This window comes from Streptomyces sp. NPDC058646, assembly GCF_042716875.1.
GTDB lineage: Bacteria > Actinomycetota > Actinomycetes > Streptomycetales > Streptomycetaceae > Streptomyces.
On sequence record NZ_JBHXRK010000006.1, the window covers coordinates 233139 to 252101 of the forward strand.

The following is an 18963-nucleotide window of genomic DNA, read 5'->3' on the forward strand; positions in this document are numbered from 1 at the left end:
GGCACTGCACCTGACCAGGGGGGAACACCACATGAGCAGAAACATGTCCGCGGCCGCTGCCGCCGTCGTCGCGGCCGCACTGCTGGCGGCCGCGGGACCGGCTTCGGCGGCCGGTCCCGGAACCGTCTGCAAGCCCGACCTCAAGCACCTGGAGAACGTGACGCCCGGCGCGGCGGCGGAGGTCCTGGGGCTGGGGGCCGGGGACCTGGCCGTCGGCACGTCGGACGAGCTGCCGGTGTACTGGCAGGGCACCCGCCTGTACCGGGTGCCGCTGCCGGCCGGCTGGACCGAGGGCAGCGTGCGCAGCGTCAACGCCAAGGGCCTGATGGCGGGGACGCTCAGCCGGGACGACCGCAAGCAGGTGCTGTTCACGTACCAGAAGGGCGCGCGGTCGGTGCAGATCCTCACCGCACCCGCGGACCGGGCCGGGGGGACCGGCGGGATCGCCGTCAACGACGCGGGCCGGGTCGCCGGGGTGACCGGCGCCGTCGCGAAGGAGTGGCAGGACGGCAGGCTGGTGCGCGAACTCCCGCTGCCCGCCGGGGCGCAGGACGAGACCCGGATCGACAAGATCTCCGGGATCAACAAGCGGGGCGACATCGTCGGCTCGGCGTACCGGTGGAAGGAGCAGGACGGCTGGCCGAACATCCTGTACCGGTCGTACCCGGTCGTCTGGCCGGCCGGCGGCGGTCCGGCGTACGCGCTCCCGGGCGTCGACGAGAACAACCCGGCCCGCGAGACGCACCCGGCCGGGATCGACGACCGCGGCATCGTCGCCTCCGCCGAGGTCTCGTCCTGGCACGGCACCCTCGACGCCGTGGGCTACGTCTGGCAGAGCCCGTACACCGCGGCGGCCACCGCCCTGCCCGTCCTGCCCGGCCAGGAGGAACTGGAGATCGAGGACCTCAGCCCCACCACCAACCGCCTGGTCGGCACCGCGATGACCTACCTCGACGGCGGCTACGCCAAGCCCTCCCAGGCCACGTACCAGGTCGGGCGCGGCCCGGTGAAGGTCCTCCCGGTCCCGGACCCCCTGTCGGGCGCCCGCGCCACGGCGGTGTCGGACGACGACCGGGTGGCAGGCACGATCGCGGACGCCCCGGTCATCTGGACCTGCGCCTCCCGCCAGGCCCACCTCCCGCAGAACTGATCCCGCCCCACACCCGCCACCCATGCCGTCCCCGGGCCACGGACCCGGGGGCGGCGTGCAGGCGAGGGCTCAGAACGCGGCGGGGACGCCGTCCTCGTCGAACGGACGGCACGCTCCCGCCGACGCGACGTCGTGGACGATCCACTCCGGCACGCCCCGGCGGAGCCGACCGGCTCGCTCGACGCGCAGCTCTCCTCCAGCCGGCGCAGGATCTGGCAGCGCCGCGGCTGCTGCGGCCCGACGTGTGCAGAACGGGCGCGTACGGATCGCCTCGCGTACGGCGCCGCCCCCGGGCCAGGCCCGGGCCCTGCCGCGCCCGGCCGTTGTTCCGACGACCGGGTCGAGCCAGACCAGCAGCTCCAGCTCGGCCGGGCCCCGCAGTTCCTGCACGGGCAGCCACCGCTTGCGGCAGACGTCCTCACCCCCTGCCGGACAGGCACATGAGGAGGCAGTGCGCAGCAGGTCGCTCCGGCTGAGCCCCACGCCCGTGCCGTTGACCGACTCGAAGATCCGGTGGACGCCGGCGCCTTCGGCGACCGGCAGACGGGCACGTAGTCCTCGACCGGCGACGCACCCGGGCACGGCGCCCCCGCCCTCCGGGCCGTCGGCCGAGCTCACCCCCGTGAAGCTCGACCCCGGCCCGGCCGGCGCCACCGCCCCCCTCGACACTTCAGTGGCGGCGAAGCATTGGTAACGTACACCAGAGTGACTGTCCGGCGTCAACCAGAGTGTTGCCGGTGCCAGCCTGAAGGGCTTCGAGAAACACTGTGGTGGGCAAAGACTCGGCATCACGCCAAGGAGGCCGTGTACATGGAGGATGACCAGTCGCCCACCTTCGCCCAGCTCCTGGACCACCTCTTCCGCGAGGTGCACCCCCCTTCCCGGGGGCCGTACACCTACGCGGAGGTGGCCGAGGGCATCCGCAAGGCCGCGACCGGAGAGGGGCGCGGGGTGACGGCGAGCGCCATCCAGCAACTGCGCACCGGCGCCAAGCGGAACCCGACGCGACACACCATCAAGGCCCTGGCCGACTTCTTCGGCGTACCGGCGGGCTACTTCGTCGACAGCGCGGCGGCCGAACGCACCAAGGCGGAGATCGACCTCCTCACCGCCATGCGCGACCAGGACGTCCGCAAGGTGGCCCTGCGCGCCAACGGCCTGAGCGTCGACAGCCTGAAGATGCTGTCCACCGTGATCGAACAGGCCCGGAAGCTGGAAGGGCTCACCACCGACGACACCGCGCAGGACCTGAACCTGGACGACTGAACCGCGCACCGGGCGGCGATCATGCGATCCCCGCCCCGACGCCACACCCCCCGGTGGCCGCTCCTCGCCAGGGGGCACCAGGCGTTCCCCGGGACAGGGACGACGTCCGGGGCCGCGGAGCACGTCCGCGTCAACACCCCGCCCGCACAGCGGAGTCGCGGACATGTCAGCATGGGGGCGCGCATACCGGGCTTCCAGGGAGAGGCCCGCAACGGCCGACCGCCCCGACCGGCGTCACCGGAGTGAGGACATGGACTTCGAGCAGCTCCGCGCCGCGTGTGAGGCACGCGTCGAGGCGCTTCGACTCCCGCACCGCTTCAGCACCCGCGACCTCCGTGACGCCGTGGCCGGACAACGCGGACGCCCCATCATCCTGCGCCCCCTGAGCACCTTGGGTGCCATGGACGCTCCGTGCGGGATCCGCCTGGAGACCCCGGACGCCGACCTGTTGTTCTACGAGGAGGCCACCTCCCCCCTCCACCAGAACCACATCCTCGCCCACGAGATCAGCCACATCATCTGCGACCACCCCGGCAGTCTGGAACTGGACCGGGACACCCTCCGCGCCATCGGTTTCCACCCCACCCTCGTCCAGCGCATGTCCGGCCGGACCAGCTACACCAGCGAGGACGAACGCGAGGCCGAGGTGATGGCCAGCGTGATCCGGCACCTCATGTACCGAGGACGCGAGGCTCCGCCGAGCCGGCCCGCCAGCGGCGCCGAGAGCTGGGACGCGCTGTTCGCCGAGCCGCACAGGAAGAAGCGCCACCCGAAATGATCAACATCCTCTTCACGGGCACGGCCGTCGTTCTGCTGTGCTTCGCCGTCTACTGGGTGCGAGGGCGCGGCGGACACCGCCCCACGGGCACCTGGGCGATGGCGGCGCTGCTGACCTCGTTCGCCCTCGCCTTCGCCTCCTACGCCCCGGCCGTGGAGCGCGCGGTCGAATCGGTGGTCCCCCACGTCGCCCGGCTCCTCAGCAACACCTTCACCCTGACGGCGGCCACCTCGGTCCTCACCTTCCTCTTCCAGCTCAATCTGGACCGCGAACGGGCCCACCGGCAGATCCGACTGCGCGTCATCGCCCTCGCGATCTCCGTCGCCGGCATGACCGCCTTCTTCGCCGCCGAACAACTCACGGGCCGCAACCGGGTGTTGTACGCGTGCTACGTGCTCATCTACATCTCCTTCCTGGGGTACACGGCCAAGGACTTCCTGCTGCAGACCTGGGCCCAGTCCAAGCGGTCGACCCGGCGCAGTCAGCGCTGGGGCCTGCGCACGACCTCCGTGGGCTGTGGTTTCGCCCTCGCCTACGCCGCGTACAAGCTCTTCGCCCTGGTCTCCATCGGCCTCGGTCTGGGGCTCGTCCCCGACCACGCCCGGTGCTCGACGCCGCTGACCCCCTTCCGCTGCGCGTTCAGTGTGACCGCGCCCGCCGTCGCCGTGCTCCTCATCACCGTCGGACTCACCCTCCCCGCCCTGCTGTGGCCGCTCAGCCAACTGCGCCGGCGCCGCTGGGAACGGAACTCGTTCACCGCGCTGGAACCGCTGTGGCGGGAGGTCACCGCAGCGGTCCCCGAGGTCGTACTCGACCCGGGGAACACCGCGGCCGGCGGAGCCGACGCCCACGACCTCGACTTCCACCTGCACCGCCGGGTCATCGAGATCAACGACTGCGTGCTGGCCCTGCGCCGGTACCGTCCCGCGTCGGTACGCGACGCCGCAGCCGCCGAAGCCGCCCGCCGCGGCACGGCGGGTACCCCCCGGGGCGACGCCGAGGTGGAGGCGGCGGTCGTCGCCGCGGCCGTCGCCGCGAAGCACGCCGGAGTCACTCCCGAGGGCGACGAGGCGCCACCCGCCGCCGGCACCGCCTCCCGCAAGGGCGACCTCCAGGCCGAGACCGCCTGGCTGCTGCTCGTGGCGGACGCCTACGCACGCCGCCCGGCAGCCGCGAACGCGGGCGCGGCCGCATGACCGCCCCCCAGCAGGATCCGCTGCGCGACCCGCGCTTCTTCACCGACCCCTACCCCACCTACGACCGACTGCGCGAAAGCTGCCCGGTCCAGCGGATCCCCACCGGCTCCGGCGGCCACCACGCCTACCTGATCACCGGCCACGCCGAAGCCCGCGAGGCGTTCACCGACCCCCGCCTGTCCAAGGACTCGGCCCGCTTCTTCGCCGATCGTCCCTCGAACCGCGACCTGCACCCGGCGATCTCCCGCAACATGCTGGCGAGCGATCCTCCCGCGCACACCCGCCACAGGCGGGTGGCGACACCGCTGTTCACCACCGGACGCGTCCGGGCACTGCGCCCGTACATCACCCGGGTCGTCGACGACCTCATGACCACGTGGCGACCTGGCACGGACATCGACCTGGTCGCGGACCTGGCGGTGCCCCTGCCGGTCACCGTGGTCTGCGAGCTGCTGGGGGTGCCGTCGACGGACCGCGCCACGCTCGCCGCCTGGTCCCACGACCTCTTCGACGCATCCGACACCGACCGCATCGACGCCGCGTCGCACCGGATCGGCGACTACCTGACCCACCTGGTCGACACGGCCGTCGCCACCCCCGGCGACGGCCCGCTCCACTCCCTCCTGCGCGACTGCGAGGAGGGCGGGCTCGACCGGGACGAGACCGTCTCCCTGGCCGCGCTCCTCCTGGTCGCCGGACACGAGACCACCACCCAGTTCATCGGCAACGCGGTGCTGGCCCTGCTCGGGCACCCGGAGGCCTTCGACCGCCTGCGCCGGGACCCGGACCTGATCCCCGGCGCCCTCGACGAACTCCTGCGCTTCGACTCCCCGGTGAGCGTGGCCACCTTCCGCCACAGCACGCAGGACCTTCGCATCGGCGGGGTCGACATCCCCGCGGGCTTCCCCGTGCTCATCGCTCCCGGGGCCGCGAACCACGACCCGGCGGCGTTCCCCGACCCCCACCGCCTCGACCCCGACCGCGACGCCGGCGGCCACCTCTCCTTCGGCCACGGCATCCACCGCTGCCCGGGCGCCCCCCTGGCCCGGGCCGAGGCGGACATCGCCCTGCGCACCCTCCTGACCCGCTTCCCGAACCTGCACCTGGCCGTCCCCGCCGATTCCCTGACCTGGCGCCGAACCCGCCTCACCCGCGGCCTCACCACCCTCCCGATCACCCTGGCCTGACGCACCGGGCAGACGAAAGCCCGCCACGGATTCCCGGTCCAGGAAATCCGCGGCGGGCACGGGAGCGGGGCGGGTCAGGCGGCCTTCGCGACCGGCTCCAGGATCGCCACGCACTCCGTGTGGTGGGTCAGCGGGGGGGAAGGGATACTCAGGCTGACGCCCAAGAAACTCGCAGGTCGGAGGTCACTCGGTGACCCTGACAGGGCAGCCGTGCGTCAAACCCCGGGCGGCCCCGACAGGGCGGCGTTCACCTTCGCGTCGACGAACGAGAGCGTGGCCAGGTCCCTGACCTTGCGCGGGCCCATCTTCGCTTCGCTTCGTCGCCCGCCGGGTGAACTCGTCGATGGTTTCCGCGAGGTGGGGCAGGCCGAGCATGCCGGCCGTGGTGCGGATGCGGTTGCCAGGGGGAGCTTCCCCTGGCCGCTCAACGCCGGCCCTCCTGCACACCCAGGGCGGCGCGGAGGGTTGCGAGCACCTCCTCCTGCCTCGGAACCAGATAGAAGTGGTCTCCGGCGAACCTCTCCGCCCGGAAGCCGGCCTGCGTGGCCCCCGACCATCCGGCCATCTCCGCGCCGGTTACGTAAGGGTCGGCAACTGCGTTGAGCGCCAGAACCGGTGTCACGGCGAGGGGTTCCGCCAGTGGCGCGTAAGCCTCAAGCAGGGTGAAATCTGCACGGATATAAGGCAGGACCAGATCCCGCAGCTCCAGATCCGCTAGGACCAGAGCATCGGTGCCTCCCATCTTCATCAGTTCTGCGGCGAGGGTCGCGTCGTCCAGCCCTGCGACGGGCGGTCTACTGTCGGCGACCTGCGGCGCACGGCACGCCGAGGCGAACAGATAAACGGGTGGCTGACCGATCTCCTCAAGATGACGAGCCGCCTCATAGGCGACCAGAGCGCCCAGGCTGTGACCGAACAGGGCCGTCGGGCGCTCGTCCAGCGTGGCGATCGCTTCGCCGACCTCGCGGCCGAGCTGTTGCAGATCCTCGGGAAATGGGTCTCCGAAACGATCGGCCCGCCCCGGATACTGGACACCGACTACCTCGACGTCGGGTCCCATGTCCCAGGAGCGGAAGGCCGCGGCAGAGCCGCCCGCGTGCGCGAAACAGACGAGCCGCGCCTGGGCACCGGGCAGGGGTCGGGGGCAGCGGAACCAGATCTCGGACGAGGTCCGCGGAGCGCGGCGAATTCTCAACTCCCCACCATCTCTTCCCTCTCTGAGTGGACCACCCGGCCTCTCGCGAGCACAGCGGTGACGGCGCGGAACGCATCGTTCTCCTCCGCAGGGCCGATACTGATGCACACTCGCTCACCGCCTGGTGAGGTTTTCACAAGCAGAGGCTCCACTGGACGGTGCACCAGTCCGGATGGTAGGCCGCGGGCATGAGCCCTTCGAGCCGCCATCCGCCCCCTTGCATGAGGGCAGTGGTCGCGGGCGACGCCGGAAGATGCGTATAGAGCTTCCGGCCCAGGGTTCCGAAGAGTCGGGGGATCTCGTCGAGCATGAAGCCGAACGCTTCGGGAGACCTCGCGCACAGCGGCATGAGCTTCACCGGCTCCCCCTTCTTGGGGCCGGCGGCGACGGTTCCCTGTATCGCCCCGAACGAATCCACCGCCACATGAATGATCTTGTATTTCTGATTGAGGTCCCTGCCGAACCGGCGGCCGTGGCCATCGAACAGCGCCCGGACCCAGTCGTCGTCCACGCCCTGGAAGGCGCTGGGCATCGAATCCAGGATGAGATCGCGCACCACGGCCGCGTCGCCGTCCTCGAACAGGCGCATGTGCAGGTCACACGGTGACTCGCCGTCTGCCGCGACGAGCCCGCGGTAGAGAATCAGCTCGGTCATGCCGGGCTTGTACTGGTTCGGCGACTCCCCGGCGATCCTGAATCCATGGCGCGTGAAGAACGCGATGGCCGGCGTGTTCTCCGCGGCGACCGTGCAGTAGAGCTGCCGCGCGCCCTGCTCCCAGGCGAAAGCCAGGGCGGTGCGGAGGAGCACGCTTCCGAAACCGTCGCGCCGGCGATGGCTCGGAATCAGGATCAGCGGGCTGATCTTGACAGTTCCCTGCCGTTTGACCGCGAGGTGCAGGACGCCCAGTCGCTGCGCTTGCGGCGAGCCGTCCGACCAGAGAACGAAGGTTCGCTGCGCCACTGAGAAATGGCCGTAGCTGTCGGTTCCCGCGGCGAGATGGGCGTCGAGGACCCGGTCCGCGTGCGCCTCGTGATCCCCGTCGTAGAAGGGGTCGAGACTTGACGCGAAGATGCTTCTCAGGAATTCCCGGTCGCCTTCGGTCGCGAGCGCCACGACGGGACCCGACGGACATGGTGAGGCTTCAGCGCTGAATTCGTTGTTCGTGAGGATTGTCATCAAACATCAACCTTGTCTGGTCGGGCAATGTGAGACGCGTTCGAGTGATCTCCGGGACGCGTGAGCAGCGCGTCAGGCGGGGCGTCCGCCAGGCCGGGCCATGAGGGGGCGCCGCCCGCCGAACCAGGCCACGAGTGCGGCCAGGGATCCGCCCACCGCGGCCGGCGTGAGCACCCCGCCGACCCCGGAGTCCTCGATGAGGAGCCCTCCGAGCCGTGTGCCGAGCGAACTGCCCGCGACGGTCCCCGTCATGACCCAGGTGAAGGCCTGCGCAGTGGTGCCGCTGGGCGCATGGATGCCGACCAGCTCGTACTGAACCGCCGTCAGCGGCCCCCAAGCCGTCCCGCCGCCGGCCGGAGCCGACGCCATCGTCCACACATCCGTCGCGGCCAGTGGCAGCAGAAGCCCCGCCGCGAACAGGGTGACCGCGAACGTTCCGCCGGCGATCACTGCGGTGATCACAAGAAGTCCGGGGGAGCGAAGCGGGCCGAGCCCGTGCTCCTGGGACACCGTCACGAACAGGACGATCCCGAGTGACACCAGGAAAAGGGGGGAGACGGCCGTAGGCGGAGGCCTTCATGGCGCGTCCTCCGTCACCAGTTCGAAGGCACCCAAGACCTCGGTCATCCGGTCCTCCACGATCTGCCGGGCCGGGCCGACGATCTGCACGTAACCGGCGGAGGCGTGGGAGGCCCGCTGATCCGGCAGGACGTCGCCGCTCGCGACATTCATCCGGCCGTGAACCACCCCGGGCATGGAGAGCAACGTCTCCAGGGGCGTGACCTTGACGACGCGACCGGGCTCGTAGGGGAGCAACAGGTCTCCGGCACAGCGCGGCGCCGAGTACTCCAGCGACGGCATGCGGCCCAGGTACGTGTCGAGCGTCGCGGCCATCATGTCGAAGTTCCGGGCGAGCCCGTGGTTGGAGGGCAGCTCGCAGCCGGCGAGCCTGGCTCCCACCTCGCTCATGTGGACGTCGCCGTCGTCTGATCGAAAGAACTCCATGTGCAGGTAGCCGTGGTCGATGCGCATGCCGTCGACGATGCGCTGAACCAGTTCCTTCGCGTCGATGCCCAGTTCGTCGTCGACGCCGAGGCTGATGGAGCCGTTGATGCCGCCGTAGACGGTTTCCAGCAGCGCGCACGGCGTCCACGAGACGTAGGTGTCGAGGACCCGGCCGCGAGCGACGAGAGCGCACAACTGGTACTCGCGTCCGGTGAGGAACTCCTCCACCATCCACCGCCGCGAGGCGGGCAGGGGAAGGAGCTTCGCGAGATCGCGCTCGTCATCGAGCTTGTAGGTGTCGATGGACGACCAGCCGTCAACCGGCTTGAGGATGAGCGGCCATCCGTGCGCGGCAGCGAAGGCGAGGACGTCGTCGCCGTCCGCGACCTCGGCGAACTCCGCACAGGGGACGCCGATTTCCCGGAACCGCCGCTTCATCGCGGTCTTGTCCCGGACCCAGGCGACCTGCTCGGCGTCGAGGTGCGGCAGGCCGACGAGGCCGGCGAACCGCTGGGATGCCTCCTGCAGGGGCTCCTGCGGATTGCAGAAGTGGGCCGGTCGTGCCGGAAGCCCTGCCACCCAGGTGAGGTAGCGTTCAGCCTCCTGCCGGAGGTCGGTGTCCGCGGCGATGGTGAACGCGGGGATGTCCGCCGTGCGCAGGAGGTACTCAGCGGGCAGTGAGGAGAGGTGCTCTTCGAACCTCAGGAGCACGAGGTCGAGATCGTCTCGGCTCAGGACGTGATCGGTGAAGGTGCCGGGCCGGCCATCGACGAGCAGGAGACAGGGACGCATGACTTCTCTCCGGAGAGGACTGAGCGGACGAGGTCGCTGGAGCGGATCCGTTCGGGCCAGAAGGTCCCTGGTCCGGGCGGATCCGTCACGGAAGATCGCGCATGAGTCGCCCTCGGCCAGGTTCGGGGGAAGCCGTCGGAGCAGAGCGACGTGCGGTCTCTGAGAACAGGGTGGTCGGGGAACTGCGCATGGTCTTCCAGTCCGCGGTCTCACGGACATGCACCAGCCCGCCCCGTCCCGAAGTGCGCAACTTGGCGTGGTGAAGCTGTCGGCCCCCGCGGATCCCGTGGTGCCGACCATGGCACCGTCTGGGTGGACTGCGCCCATGGCCTGGGCGCAGTCCTCTCCCCTGCCTCAGCCGATCACTCGGCTGGAGGATGAGCGACGCAGACCGCGCGAAGCGCGCAGGTTCCTCGTCACCGTGAGCTTCTTGAGCCAGCGGTCGCGTCCGTCGTACTTCGCGCGGAAGGGACGTCGGCCGTGCACCGCGGTGAAGTTGTCGACGTAGACGATGTCGCCCGGCTCAAGCACGACGTCGTACTCGGAGATCATGAGCTTTTCGCAGATCTCCTTGAGCGCCACCTCGGCCTCGGGGTCGGTATCGAAGGTCTTCATGTAGAAGGGGTCGAGCCGCAGGTAAGGCTCATCGGGGTGACCGAAGAGGACGGCCACGGGCTCCGGATCGTCCCGCAGCTTCTGGATCTCCGACAGTCCGAAATGGGTCCCGTCGTCGGGGGTCTGGCCCAGGTGCTCGGTGTCGGGATAGATCACGTAACGGCGCTCGGAGAGGATCCTCTTGGCTTCTTCGCTGAGCTCGATGTCCCGAATCGAGGCGACCGTCGTGGGAATCCGGTCGAGGTTACGGATGCCGAGCAGGCCGACATAATCGCACCGATAGGGGTGGAACGCGTCCTCGGTGTGCCACCCGAGCAGGACGTCACTGCTGTGGCCGCTCTGCTCCTGCTCGACGCCCGGCAGTGGCAGGACGTTCTGGATGAGACTGCCGTTCTGGATGGTCGACCAACCGAAGACCTCGCCGAGGCACATACCGGTGAGCGCGAGGAAGATTTCCTCCCTCCGCAACGAGTCGGCATCGGCCCAGCTCGCCGGGGTCGGCTCGATCGCGTCCGGGTCCATGCGGAGGCCCCGGATCGCGAACGCGCTACCGGTCTCCCCGTTGCGGAAACCGCTCAGCGCCTCGCGCAGACCCGCGGGGACGCCCGCCAGATACCGCCACGCGAGGTCGTACAGGTCACCGGTCCTCGGGTCGTGCCCGGCTCGCAGGATGTCGTCGATGACAGCGTCGAACGCCTCGTTGTCTTCTTCGCTCAGCACATAGGTCACGAGCGTCTTGGGGGGCATGAGTGTTTCCGCCTCTCTCATTTAACGGCTTTGACGGCGACCATCGAGTCGGCCCACCAGTAGGTGCAGTCACTCGGCGGCGCGAGATCGCGCACCACCTCGACCGAGAACGAGGAGAAATGCCTGAGCAGGCTGCGCTGGTGGGAGCGTCCGACGGTGTCGATCTCGTTGGTGTAGTAGGAGAAGACGCCTCCGGTCCGAAGATGGGCGGCGGCCGCCTCGAAGAAGTTCTCCGCGTAGTTGGTGCTGTGCACGACCGTGTCGCGATACTCGCGCTCGTTGGTCGGATAGGTGTCGAAGAAGATCGCGTCGAACTGTCCGAGCTGGTCGATCACCTCGTCCCAGAACCCGCGAACCAGCCGGATGTCGCGGTCCGGGTAGCCTTCGCGCCACCGTTTGAACTCGACGATGACGTCTTCGTTCGGCTCGATGACCGTGTGGGAGGCCGCTCCGAACTCCTGGATGAAGGTGGCCGAGATTCCCATGCCGAAGCCCACCTCCAGCACGTGACCTCGGCTCTCGGTGACGTGGGCCGCCATCGCCCGCATGAGCGGGCGCTCCCAGTCCTGCATGACCTCCTGGCCCTCGATGACGAGCTCCGAGGGCGTGTACCGAGCTCCGCTCCGATCCCAGGACCCATTGATGGCAGGTCGGTCGACGCCGCGTTCCTGCGACGCGACGAGCCGGTCCAGGTGCTCCAGATCCGACTGGAATTCGCTGAGGGAACGTTCCAGCATCCAGGTGCGACGGTGACCGACCGGCGTCCCGAGAAATCCTGGATCGCTGACCGAGACCGTCACGTCGAACGCTGCGGAACGCGTCTTGAAGGTCTCCTTGGCGGCGAGACGGGCCGAGTCGCGCCGTACCAGGTCCTCCACGAGCTCCGTGAGATCCGACAGACGGCTGTGCTCCATGAGCTGACGCAGCGGAACCCGGACTCCGAACACCTCGCCGATGCGCGCACTGAGTCGTGAGATCTTCAGCGAATCGCCGCCGAGATCGAAAAAGTCATCTGCCCCGGTGGCCGGCGCAGTGCCCAGCAGCGACTCCCAGATCTCCGAGAGCCCGGCTCCGGTGCGGGAGGAGGACCGGGCCCCCTTCGGGTCGGCGACGATTCGCCCCGCAGCGGGCAGCGCCGCCCGGTCAACCTTGCCCCCAGGCGTGAACGGCAGCGCGTCGAGCGTTGCCCACTTCGCCGGGACCATGTGGTCCGGGAGCCGTTTCCGGAGGTCCTCGGCGAGCTCCCGCACATCCACGTCTCCCACGACGTAAGCCGTGATCGCGACCTCGTCGCGGTCCATTTCGGCCCGAGCGTGAGCCGCGCGGACGCCCGGATGAGCACGCAGAGCGTGCTCCACCTCGCCGAGCTCGACCCGGAAACCGCGGATTTTGACCTGCCCGTCCCGCCTCCCGTGAAACTCGAGAACGCCGTCCGACCGCCTGCGGACCATGTCCCCGGTCCGATACATGCGTGTACCGGACTCACCCGCGAACGGGTCGTGCAGGAAGCGGGCGGCGGTCTCCTCGGCGCGGTGCAGATAGCCGGCGGCGACGCGCGGCCCGGAAATGAACAGTTCCCCGACAGCACCGTCCCCGACGGGGCGCAGCTGTTCGTCCAGCACGTTGACACGGGTTCCGGGGAGCGGCGACCCGATCGGGACCGACGCTGACGGGTTCTTCCCCTCAGCCATCGCCGGAGTGACCGGGTACACGGTGGCGGTGATCGTGGCCTCAGTGGGCCCGTAGCAGCAGATGACATCCGCCGGAACGTCCTTGGCGAACCACTCTTGAAGGTCCCCGTAGCGGATGACGTCATTGCCGATGTTCAGCAGCCGCAGGGTGCGCAGGCGGGGATCGCGGCGTTCTACATGGGCAAGCGTCTCGCGGAAGTAGGCCGGCGAGATGTCGGCCACCGTGACGCCGAACTCCGCGATCTTGCCGGGAATCTCCTGCGGCATCCAGACATCTGCGTCGGGCAGGATGAGCGTGGCGCCGCTGAGGACCGCGAGGCCGAGCTGCTCCAGTGACACGTCGAAGACCGGGCCCGCCAGCATCAGGATCCGGTCGCCGGAGCTGCAACCGTAGACGTCCCCGACCCTCGTCAGGTGGTGGAGGAACGCCTCGTGGCTCACCATCACGCCTTTGGGCGTGCCGGTCGAGCCCGAAGTGTGGATGATGTAGGCGAGATCACCATGCGTATCAGGCGGTGCCGCGGACGCCGACAGACGTTCAGTGCTCAGGCCGCGACCGATGCGAGCGTGGGCCTGTGCGGCTTCAGCGATCGACTGCCTGCGCTCGGCCGGCTGGTCCGGATCGATCGGGACGTGGGTCCCGCCGGCCCGGAAGACTGCCAGGAGCGCCACGAAGTGGTCGATCGAGCGCGGGATCTCCACCGCCACCCGCGCTCCGTGCCCGACGCCCAGGTCTCGCAATCGGATCGCGAGCTGCGTCGCCCGTTCGTCCAGCTCGGCGTAGGTCAGCACGGCACCGCCGTGCTGGATGGCCGGCGCGTCGGGTGTGAGCAAAGCGTAGTTCGCCAGGTGGTCGGCGAGGGTCCTGGGGACCGGCTGCCCCGGGCCGTCCAGGGGTGGTGCGCCACGTCGATCAGCGTCTGCCATCGTCCGGCGCTCCACGTCTGCATGAAGGGCTGACAATCTAGACCCTCCTCCGTATCTCCTGTGGTCCAACGGCAGCGGTCGAGCCCTGCCACAGTTCCGCTTCAGCCGGAAGGAGCCCCGGCCTGCCTGGCTGGAGATCCTCGGCACTGAGACGATGTTGCTTCAGTTGCCAAAACGATGTCAACTCTTGACAAGTTTTCTTGCCTGAGATGTGCCTAGAGGGCACCTTGCCGTGGCTCTCGACCAAGCCCTCATCCCGGTGCCGTCCGCCCCGGGCCACGGGCGGCGCCGGCGCAGCCCGTGCGCATGTTCATGGCCGAACTTGGCCCACCACCCGGCGGATGGTCCCGTACGAGACCTCGACGCCGCGCTCGGGCATCAGCTCCTCGACCTCGCGGTGTGGAGCGGGAAGCGGAGGTCGCAGCCCCACGCAGGGGGACATCGCCCGGGGAGCAGGGCCGCCGGGGCGAGGTGGCGAAGCTCCAGCACGGCGTGTGGCCTAAAGTAGGGGGTACAGCCCCCTTAGCACGACTGTCGTGCCAGGAATTTCCAACAGCTTGCCACAGCTGGCAATGATGTAGTGAGTTCTTAGTGATCTGACACAGTCGCCCTGCAAGTACGTGACGAGTGGAACGTGGAATCTCTGAAGCAGCCCGACTTCGGGCGCCGCCTCAAGCAACTGAGAACCGAGCGGCACCTGTCGCAGGCGGCCCTTGCCGGTGAAGGCATGTCGCCGGGTTACCTCTCCCGCCTGGAATCCGGCGCCCGGCCGCCCACCGCGCAGATGGTCGCCTACCTCGCCCAGCGACTGGACATCACTGTCGAGAAGCTCGCAGGAGAGCCGGGGGGTGACGTCAGTTCGCTTGCACGTGCTCTCGTTTCCGCGACCTCTGCGGGGTCGGACGCGGCAGTGGAGGCATTGGCGGAACACGGGGCCCTCGATCCCGGGGAAGACCCGTTCCTTCGCGCCCAGGCTCTTTGGCTGCTGGCTGATGTGTCAGGACGGACCGGAAGCCGGCAAGAGGAACAGAATTACCTGGAACGCCTCGTCTCACTCAGTGATGACCTGGGGCTCGACGACCTCAGGTCCCGGGCCCGGTCCCGGCTGGGCCGCTCCCTCCGGGCGACGGGAGCGATGCGTCGGGCAAGGGAGATCGCAACAGGGGCCCTGGAGATCGCTCGCGGAACGCCGCTGGATGCGCCCGAGATCGCCGGTGCTCTGATCACGATGATCTCCATCGAGGCCGAGGACGGCCAGCTCACCACCGCCCTGTCCTACGCGGACGAATTGCGCGGCCTCGTTCCGAACGACAGGCTCGACCTGCGGGCCGAGGCCCTGTGGGCGTCGGCAACCGTCCGGGTCCGGCTGGGCGACTACGCGACCGCGGAGCGGCACCTGGAAGAAACGCTGCAGCTGCTCGCCACTCACCACGATGCGAACCTCTGGCTCCGCGCCAGGCTCGCGACCGCCTCCCTGTATCTGCAACTGTCCCCGCCCAAGACGGAGATGGCGCACCGTCGGCTCGTTGAGGTCTCCCACGCGGTCGAGATCACCGGAAGTCCCCTGTACCGCCAGGAAATGCAGCTTCTCCTTGCCTACCTGGCCTACCACGAAGGCCGGTTGTCCGACGCCAGGGCGGCCTACGAAGCCCTGCACGACTCCACGCTGCTGCTCACATACCGTGACAAGGCGCGATTGGCGGCGCTCGACGGCCTGCTCCTCATCAGTGAGGGAAAGACGACCGAAGGTACGGAGACTCTCGAGCAAGTGGCGTCGAGCGCCCGTGACGAGGGCAACTTGGATCTCACCGCCGACATCTGGCGCCTCTTGGCCAAGGCACTGGCAGGACTCCGATAGATCAGCCCGGTACGACGCCGAAGTGGCGGCGGGCCATCGTCACGGCCAGGTCCTGCACGGCGTACGCGGTCAGGTAGTAGGCCTGGGGCGAGGTGCCGGCGGACAGACGCAAGGTGAACTCGGCCTCACGGTCCTCATCGGGCGCGACGCGGATCCTGTGCAGGGCCGGCTCCACCGCGCAGTCGGCGCGCAGGTAGCGCGGCACGTGGACGCCTAGGCGCAGCGGGCCGGTGCGGGCACCGCGAACCACCAGCCGTGCCCGCAGGACGCCGCCCTGGGGCACCTCGTCGTCGGCGTGGACCAGGACCGTTGGCGCGCCGGGCAGGCGCAAGGAGACGTCCCCGCAGCGCGGGCAGATGACGCACTCGGTGTCGAGCGCGGTGGGCACCAGGGCCCTGCGGGTGTACCGCTCGGCGGGCCGGCCGCAGTGGCACAGCACCTGCACCGCGGAGGACGCGTCGAGGCGGCTGCGGTCGCCGAAGTGGGCCGGGTAGTCGCTGAGCTCGGTCTCCGGGTCCTCGGCGATCCGTGTGGCGATGGCCTGGTCCAGGGACTGCAGATCGTCCAGGAGGCTGCGCATCGTGCCGGTCTGGTCACGCACCGCCAGTGAGCGGCGGGTGACCAGCCCGTCGCACTTGGCGGCGAGCTTGCCCAGCCGGGGACGCAGCGGGTGGTTGGGGGGCAGCAGCCCGCCGGCGAGGTAGGCGGTGAGGCGGGCCGAGGTGGTGAGAAGCAGCGGCTCGGGGTCCACGGACGGCGGCTCGGGGGTGGGGCCCGCGTCGTCGGCGGCCATGCCGAAGTGGAGGTAGGCGGGGAAGGGCTGGGCGGTGGATATGCCGGCGTTCAGGCTCGGGGCGGAGGGAGCTCCGGAGAGGGCAGCGTCCATCCAGACCCGGTTCTCGACGCGGTCGGAGTCATGGATGGTGACCGCGGCGACGACGTCCTTGGCGGTGCCGTCGATCGCGTTGAGCATCAGCTGGAACTTCGGGTCGTAGCTGGCCGCGTCGGCGAAGGGAGCGTTGTTGCACGAGCTCAGGACGATCTCGGCGGCGCGGACCTCGCGCAGCTGGATCAGCTTGTCCATGGGTTTGTAGCAGGTGGGGCCGTAGGCGCAGGCCGGGCCGAGAAGCCCCGGGGCGCGCGGGGCGGTCTCGTTCAGGCCGCACACGGTGAAGTCGGCGAGGTTGATCGAGTCGTCCTTGCCGTGGCCCTGGAAGAGGATTCGCCTCCAGCGGGTGCCGAGGACCTCGGTTTTGATGTCCTCGCTCTCCACGTCGCGTTCGTCGCGCAGGTGGATGCCCGCCTGGGCCAGGGGGCGGTCGGTGGAGGTGTACAGGCCCAGCTGCTGGACGTCCGTGGCGATGCGGGCGTACTGCTTGGCGGTGAACCAGGCGAGGGACGCGGCGTCACGGCCGGTGAGGAAGGTGATCTGCATGTCGGCGCGGCGGGCGGCAGCCAGCAGGACGTCCCACAGCGGGTCGAGGGTGAAGTGCTCGTACAGGCCGGCGATCACCAGAGAACGCGCGGGGGCGGCTCCGGCCTCCGTGGTGCTGCCATCGCCAGGGCCCTCCCCCTCGTCCGGCGCCCGGCGTCGCGCGCCGGGTTCATCGAAGAGCTCGGCTGCGAGTTCCTTCTCGTCGAGCCACTCCTCGGCCAGCGGTGCGATCAGTGCCGCGAGCCCTGCGGGCAGGGTGCCGGGGCTCAGCAGGATGCCGCGTGCGCGGGGGGCCGGGCGGCGGACACCCGCGTACACCGTGGCTGCGCGCCCGGCGGAGGCGACGAGGTCCGGGCGGCCACCGGTCCACACCGGGACGGTCGCGGGCGAGGGGTCGGTGAGGAACTGCTCGACGGCCGCGGTGTACGTGGCCGGGTCGTCCACCGTCCGGAAGGGGGAGGAGGCCGGGACCGCCGTCCCGTCGGCGTCGGCGTGAAGCGCGGACTGCATCAGCGGGTGACTCCTTCGTGGAGGTTCGAGGGCTCCCGGAGGCCGGGAGCCTCCTGTCTCTCCGAGGCCCAGGCCAGGGTCTCGGCCAGCGTGCGCCAGATCTCGGAGGACAGGTGGACGTTGGAGGCGTTCTGGGCCTCCTGGGCGAGTTCCTCGATACGGCGGACGCCGGCTTCGCGGTCGCCCTCTAGGATGCGGATCTGGTGGGCGAGGACCTCAAGCCGGATCCGGTCGCGGAAGGTCAGCTGCGGCAGGGCGTCCGCGAGCTGTTCGCACAGCCCCTTGGCCAGCGCCAAGTCGCGCTGGTGGAAGGCAAGATGGGCCTTGATGACGAGAAGCTCCTGGCGGTACAGCGGGCCTTCGAAGAGGCCCAGGGCGCGTTCGGCCTCGGCCAGCCACTGCTGGGCCTCGGTCACCCGGCGCGGGATCATCTGCAGGTACAGGGAAGCAGCGGCCAGCCGCAGCCGCAGCATCAGGTCGTCGTGGCTGGGCAGGTCGGTCAGGGCCCGCTGCAACAGCTCGGCTGCGCCCTGGTGGTCACCCTGGCGGATACGTACGTTGGCGGCCGACCACAGGGCCTCGGCGCGCAGCACGGGGGGCAGGACGTCGATCGGTTCCAGCAGCTGGTCGGCGAGCCGGCGCGCCTCCGTGATCAGGCCCGACTCCGCCTCGACCGAGACGAGCACCAGTCGGGCGCGGACGGCGTCCGCCACGGGGACGGCCCCGTTGTCGGCGATACCGAGGGCGGTCTGGGCGACGGCGCGGGCCTCGTCGATGTCACCGACGGCCCGCAGGCAGCGGGCGAGGAGAGTGCGGGAGCGCACCTGGAGGGTGGACATCGCGAGGCGGTCGCTGAGCTCGGTGAGTTCGCGTGCCGCGGCGAGTTCGCCCTGGCGCTTGCCCCGCTTGGCGTGCAGCTGGGCCAGCTTCCACAGGGACAGCCAGCGCAGGGAGAGATCCTCGCCGCTCTGCGCCCGCACGGCCTCGCCGAGCAGCCGTAGGGCGTCGTCGGTGTCGTCCGAGGAACTGGCGGAGGCGAGGGCCTGACCCAGGAGCGAGGCGTGGGTGCCCTGGAAAACGGACGCGGGCACGCCCAGTCGCCGGGTGAGATGGTCGAGCACCTTGGCGGTCGGGCGCCGGGCCCCGGACTCCAGGCGTGACAGGTACGCGGTGGACATGCCCCCATCGGCAACCTCGGCCTGGGACAGGCCCCGTTCCTGCCGGAGGGTCCTCAACAGCTGTCCGAACTGGGGTTGTTCGAGCACTTAGCCATCCCTGAGCCTGTGGGTCCCCCGTGAACGGAACCATCTTCAGCGCGGGACACAGGGTTGTCAACTCTTGGCAACCCCTGACCGGTGAGGGGGCGGCGACCCGGCAAAGCGGGCCGGCACGGGGCTGCGGACTGCGCAAGCCCCGCCCGGACACCGCTTCCGC

The 18963-nt window shown here is 69.8% G+C and carries 15 protein-coding genes and 1 pseudogene; 6 read left to right on the forward strand and 10 right to left on the reverse strand.

The window, feature by feature from the left end:
* The first annotated feature begins 31 nt into the window (after window positions 1-31).
* Window positions 32-1150, forward strand: a complete 1119-nt coding sequence (locus ACFWUZ_RS10285; RefSeq protein WP_384370203.1) for a hypothetical protein — start codon at window positions 32-34, stop codon at window positions 1148-1150.
* A 69-nt stretch (window positions 1151-1219) separates the two neighbouring features.
* Here the strand turns inward: ACFWUZ_RS10285 and ACFWUZ_RS10290 are convergent, their stop codons facing one another.
* A complete protein-coding gene (locus ACFWUZ_RS10290; protein ID WP_384370206.1) occupies window positions 1220-1768 on the reverse strand; it encodes a hypothetical protein in 549 nt (182 codons plus the stop codon).
* Between the two features lie 192 nt (window positions 1769-1960).
* On the opposite strand from ACFWUZ_RS10290, the gene ACFWUZ_RS10295 reads away from it, so the two are divergent.
* The 4 genes from ACFWUZ_RS10295 (at window position 1961) to ACFWUZ_RS10310 (ending at window position 5577) form a co-directional block, all read left to right on the forward strand.
* A complete protein-coding gene (locus tag ACFWUZ_RS10295) occupies window positions 1961-2416 on the forward strand; it encodes a helix-turn-helix domain-containing protein (protein ID WP_384370209.1) in 456 nt (151 codons plus the stop codon).
* 250 nt (window positions 2417-2666) lie between these two features.
* Window positions 2667-3194: a regulator component gene (locus ACFWUZ_RS10300; protein ID WP_384370212.1), complete on the forward strand. Its 528-nt coding sequence runs from the start codon at window positions 2667-2669 to the stop codon at window positions 3192-3194.
* Window positions 3191-4390: an MAB_1171c family putative transporter gene (locus ACFWUZ_RS10305; RefSeq protein ID WP_384370215.1), complete on the forward strand. Its 1200-nt coding sequence runs from the start codon at window positions 3191-3193 to the stop codon at window positions 4388-4390. The genes ACFWUZ_RS10300 and ACFWUZ_RS10305 overlap by 4 nt, the downstream gene beginning before the upstream one ends.
* The gene (locus ACFWUZ_RS10310; protein ID WP_384370218.1) at window positions 4387-5577 is read left to right on the forward strand and encodes a cytochrome P450; all 1191 of its coding nucleotides are present in this window, start codon (window positions 4387-4389) and stop codon (window positions 5575-5577) included. Before ACFWUZ_RS10305 ends, ACFWUZ_RS10310 begins: the two co-directional genes overlap by 4 nt.
* 218 nt (window positions 5578-5795) lie before the next feature.
* Here the strand turns inward: ACFWUZ_RS10310 and ACFWUZ_RS10315 are convergent.
* The 7 genes and pseudogenes from ACFWUZ_RS10315 to ACFWUZ_RS10345 form a co-directional block, all read right to left on the reverse strand.
* Window positions 5796-5952: pseudogene (locus ACFWUZ_RS10315) on the reverse strand (ATP-binding protein); the annotation flags it as partial.
* A 49-nt stretch (window positions 5953-6001) separates the two neighbouring features.
* Window positions 6002-6880 (reverse strand): thioesterase II family protein, encoded by an 879-nt coding sequence (locus ACFWUZ_RS10320; RefSeq protein ID WP_384370221.1) that lies wholly within the window; start codon window positions 6878-6880, stop codon window positions 6002-6004.
* 25 nt (window positions 6881-6905) lie between these two features.
* On the reverse strand, window positions 6906-7949 hold the full coding sequence (locus ACFWUZ_RS10325) for a GNAT family N-acetyltransferase (RefSeq protein ID WP_384370224.1): 1044 nt from the start codon (window positions 7947-7949) through the stop codon (window positions 6906-6908).
* A 72-nt stretch (window positions 7950-8021) separates the two neighbouring features.
* Complete coding sequence (locus ACFWUZ_RS10330) at window positions 8022-8465, reverse strand: hypothetical protein (RefSeq protein WP_384370227.1); 444 nt, start codon at window positions 8463-8465, stop codon at window positions 8022-8024.
* A gap of 60 nt (window positions 8466-8525) precedes the next feature.
* On the reverse strand, window positions 8526-9746 hold the full coding sequence (locus tag ACFWUZ_RS10335) for an ATP-grasp domain-containing protein (RefSeq protein ID WP_384370230.1): 1221 nt from the start codon (window positions 9744-9746) through the stop codon (window positions 8526-8528).
* A gap of 354 nt (window positions 9747-10100) precedes the next feature.
* Window positions 10101-11108, reverse strand: a complete 1008-nt coding sequence (gene gntD, locus ACFWUZ_RS10340) for a guanitoxin biosynthesis L-enduracididine beta-hydroxylase GntD (RefSeq protein WP_384370233.1) — start codon at window positions 11106-11108, stop codon at window positions 10101-10103.
* Between the two features lie 17 nt (window positions 11109-11125).
* Window positions 11126-13726: an amino acid adenylation domain-containing protein gene (locus ACFWUZ_RS10345; RefSeq protein ID WP_384370236.1), complete on the reverse strand. Its 2601-nt coding sequence runs from the start codon at window positions 13724-13726 to the stop codon at window positions 11126-11128.
* A gap of 634 nt (window positions 13727-14360) precedes the next feature.
* Between ACFWUZ_RS10345 and ACFWUZ_RS10350 the strand changes: the two genes are divergently transcribed.
* A complete protein-coding gene (locus tag ACFWUZ_RS10350; protein ID WP_384370239.1) occupies window positions 14361-15584 on the forward strand; it encodes a helix-turn-helix domain-containing protein in 1224 nt (407 codons plus the stop codon).
* A 1-nt stretch (window position 15585) separates the two neighbouring features.
* Here ACFWUZ_RS10350 and ACFWUZ_RS10355 read toward each other — a convergent pair whose 3' ends face one another.
* The gene (locus ACFWUZ_RS10355; RefSeq protein WP_384370242.1) at window positions 15586-17529 is read right to left on the reverse strand and encodes a hypothetical protein; all 1944 of its coding nucleotides are present in this window, start codon (window positions 17527-17529) and stop codon (window positions 15586-15588) included.
* Complete coding sequence (locus tag ACFWUZ_RS10360) at window positions 17529-18794, reverse strand: helix-turn-helix domain-containing protein (protein WP_384370245.1); 1266 nt, start codon at window positions 18792-18794, stop codon at window positions 17529-17531. The genes ACFWUZ_RS10355 and ACFWUZ_RS10360 overlap by 1 nt, the downstream gene beginning before the upstream one ends.
* Window positions 18795-18963: the final 169 nt, after the last annotated feature.

Excerpts from the sequence above, each read along its gene's own strand:
- ACFWUZ_RS10345 (WP_384370236.1), bottom strand. The coding sequence starts at position 13,726 with ATGGCAGACGCTGATCGACGTGGCGCACCACCCCTGGACGGCCCGGGG.
- gntD (WP_384370233.1), bottom strand. The coding sequence starts at position 11,108 with ATGCCCCCCAAGACGCTCGTGACCTATGTGCTGAGCGAAGAAGACAAC.
- ACFWUZ_RS10285 (WP_384370203.1), top strand. The coding sequence starts at position 32 with ATGAGCAGAAACATGTCCGCGGCCGCTGCCGCCGTCGTCGCGGCCGCA.
- ACFWUZ_RS10305 (WP_384370215.1), top strand. The coding sequence starts at position 3,191 with ATGATCAACATCCTCTTCACGGGCACGGCCGTCGTTCTGCTGTGCTTC.
- ACFWUZ_RS10335 (WP_384370230.1), bottom strand. The coding sequence starts at position 9,746 with ATGCGTCCCTGTCTCCTGCTCGTCGATGGCCGGCCCGGCACCTTCACC.
- ACFWUZ_RS10310 (WP_384370218.1), top strand. The coding sequence starts at position 4,387 with ATGACCGCCCCCCAGCAGGATCCGCTGCGCGACCCGCGCTTCTTCACC.
- ACFWUZ_RS10295 (WP_384370209.1), top strand. The coding sequence starts at position 1,961 with ATGGAGGATGACCAGTCGCCCACCTTCGCCCAGCTCCTGGACCACCTC.
- ACFWUZ_RS10300 (WP_384370212.1), top strand. The coding sequence starts at position 2,667 with ATGGACTTCGAGCAGCTCCGCGCCGCGTGTGAGGCACGCGTCGAGGCG.
- ACFWUZ_RS10355 (WP_384370242.1), bottom strand. The coding sequence starts at position 17,529 with ATGCAGTCCGCGCTTCACGCCGACGCCGACGGGACGGCGGTCCCGGCC.
- ACFWUZ_RS10325 (WP_384370224.1), bottom strand. The coding sequence starts at position 7,949 with ATGACAATCCTCACGAACAACGAATTCAGCGCTGAAGCCTCACCATGT.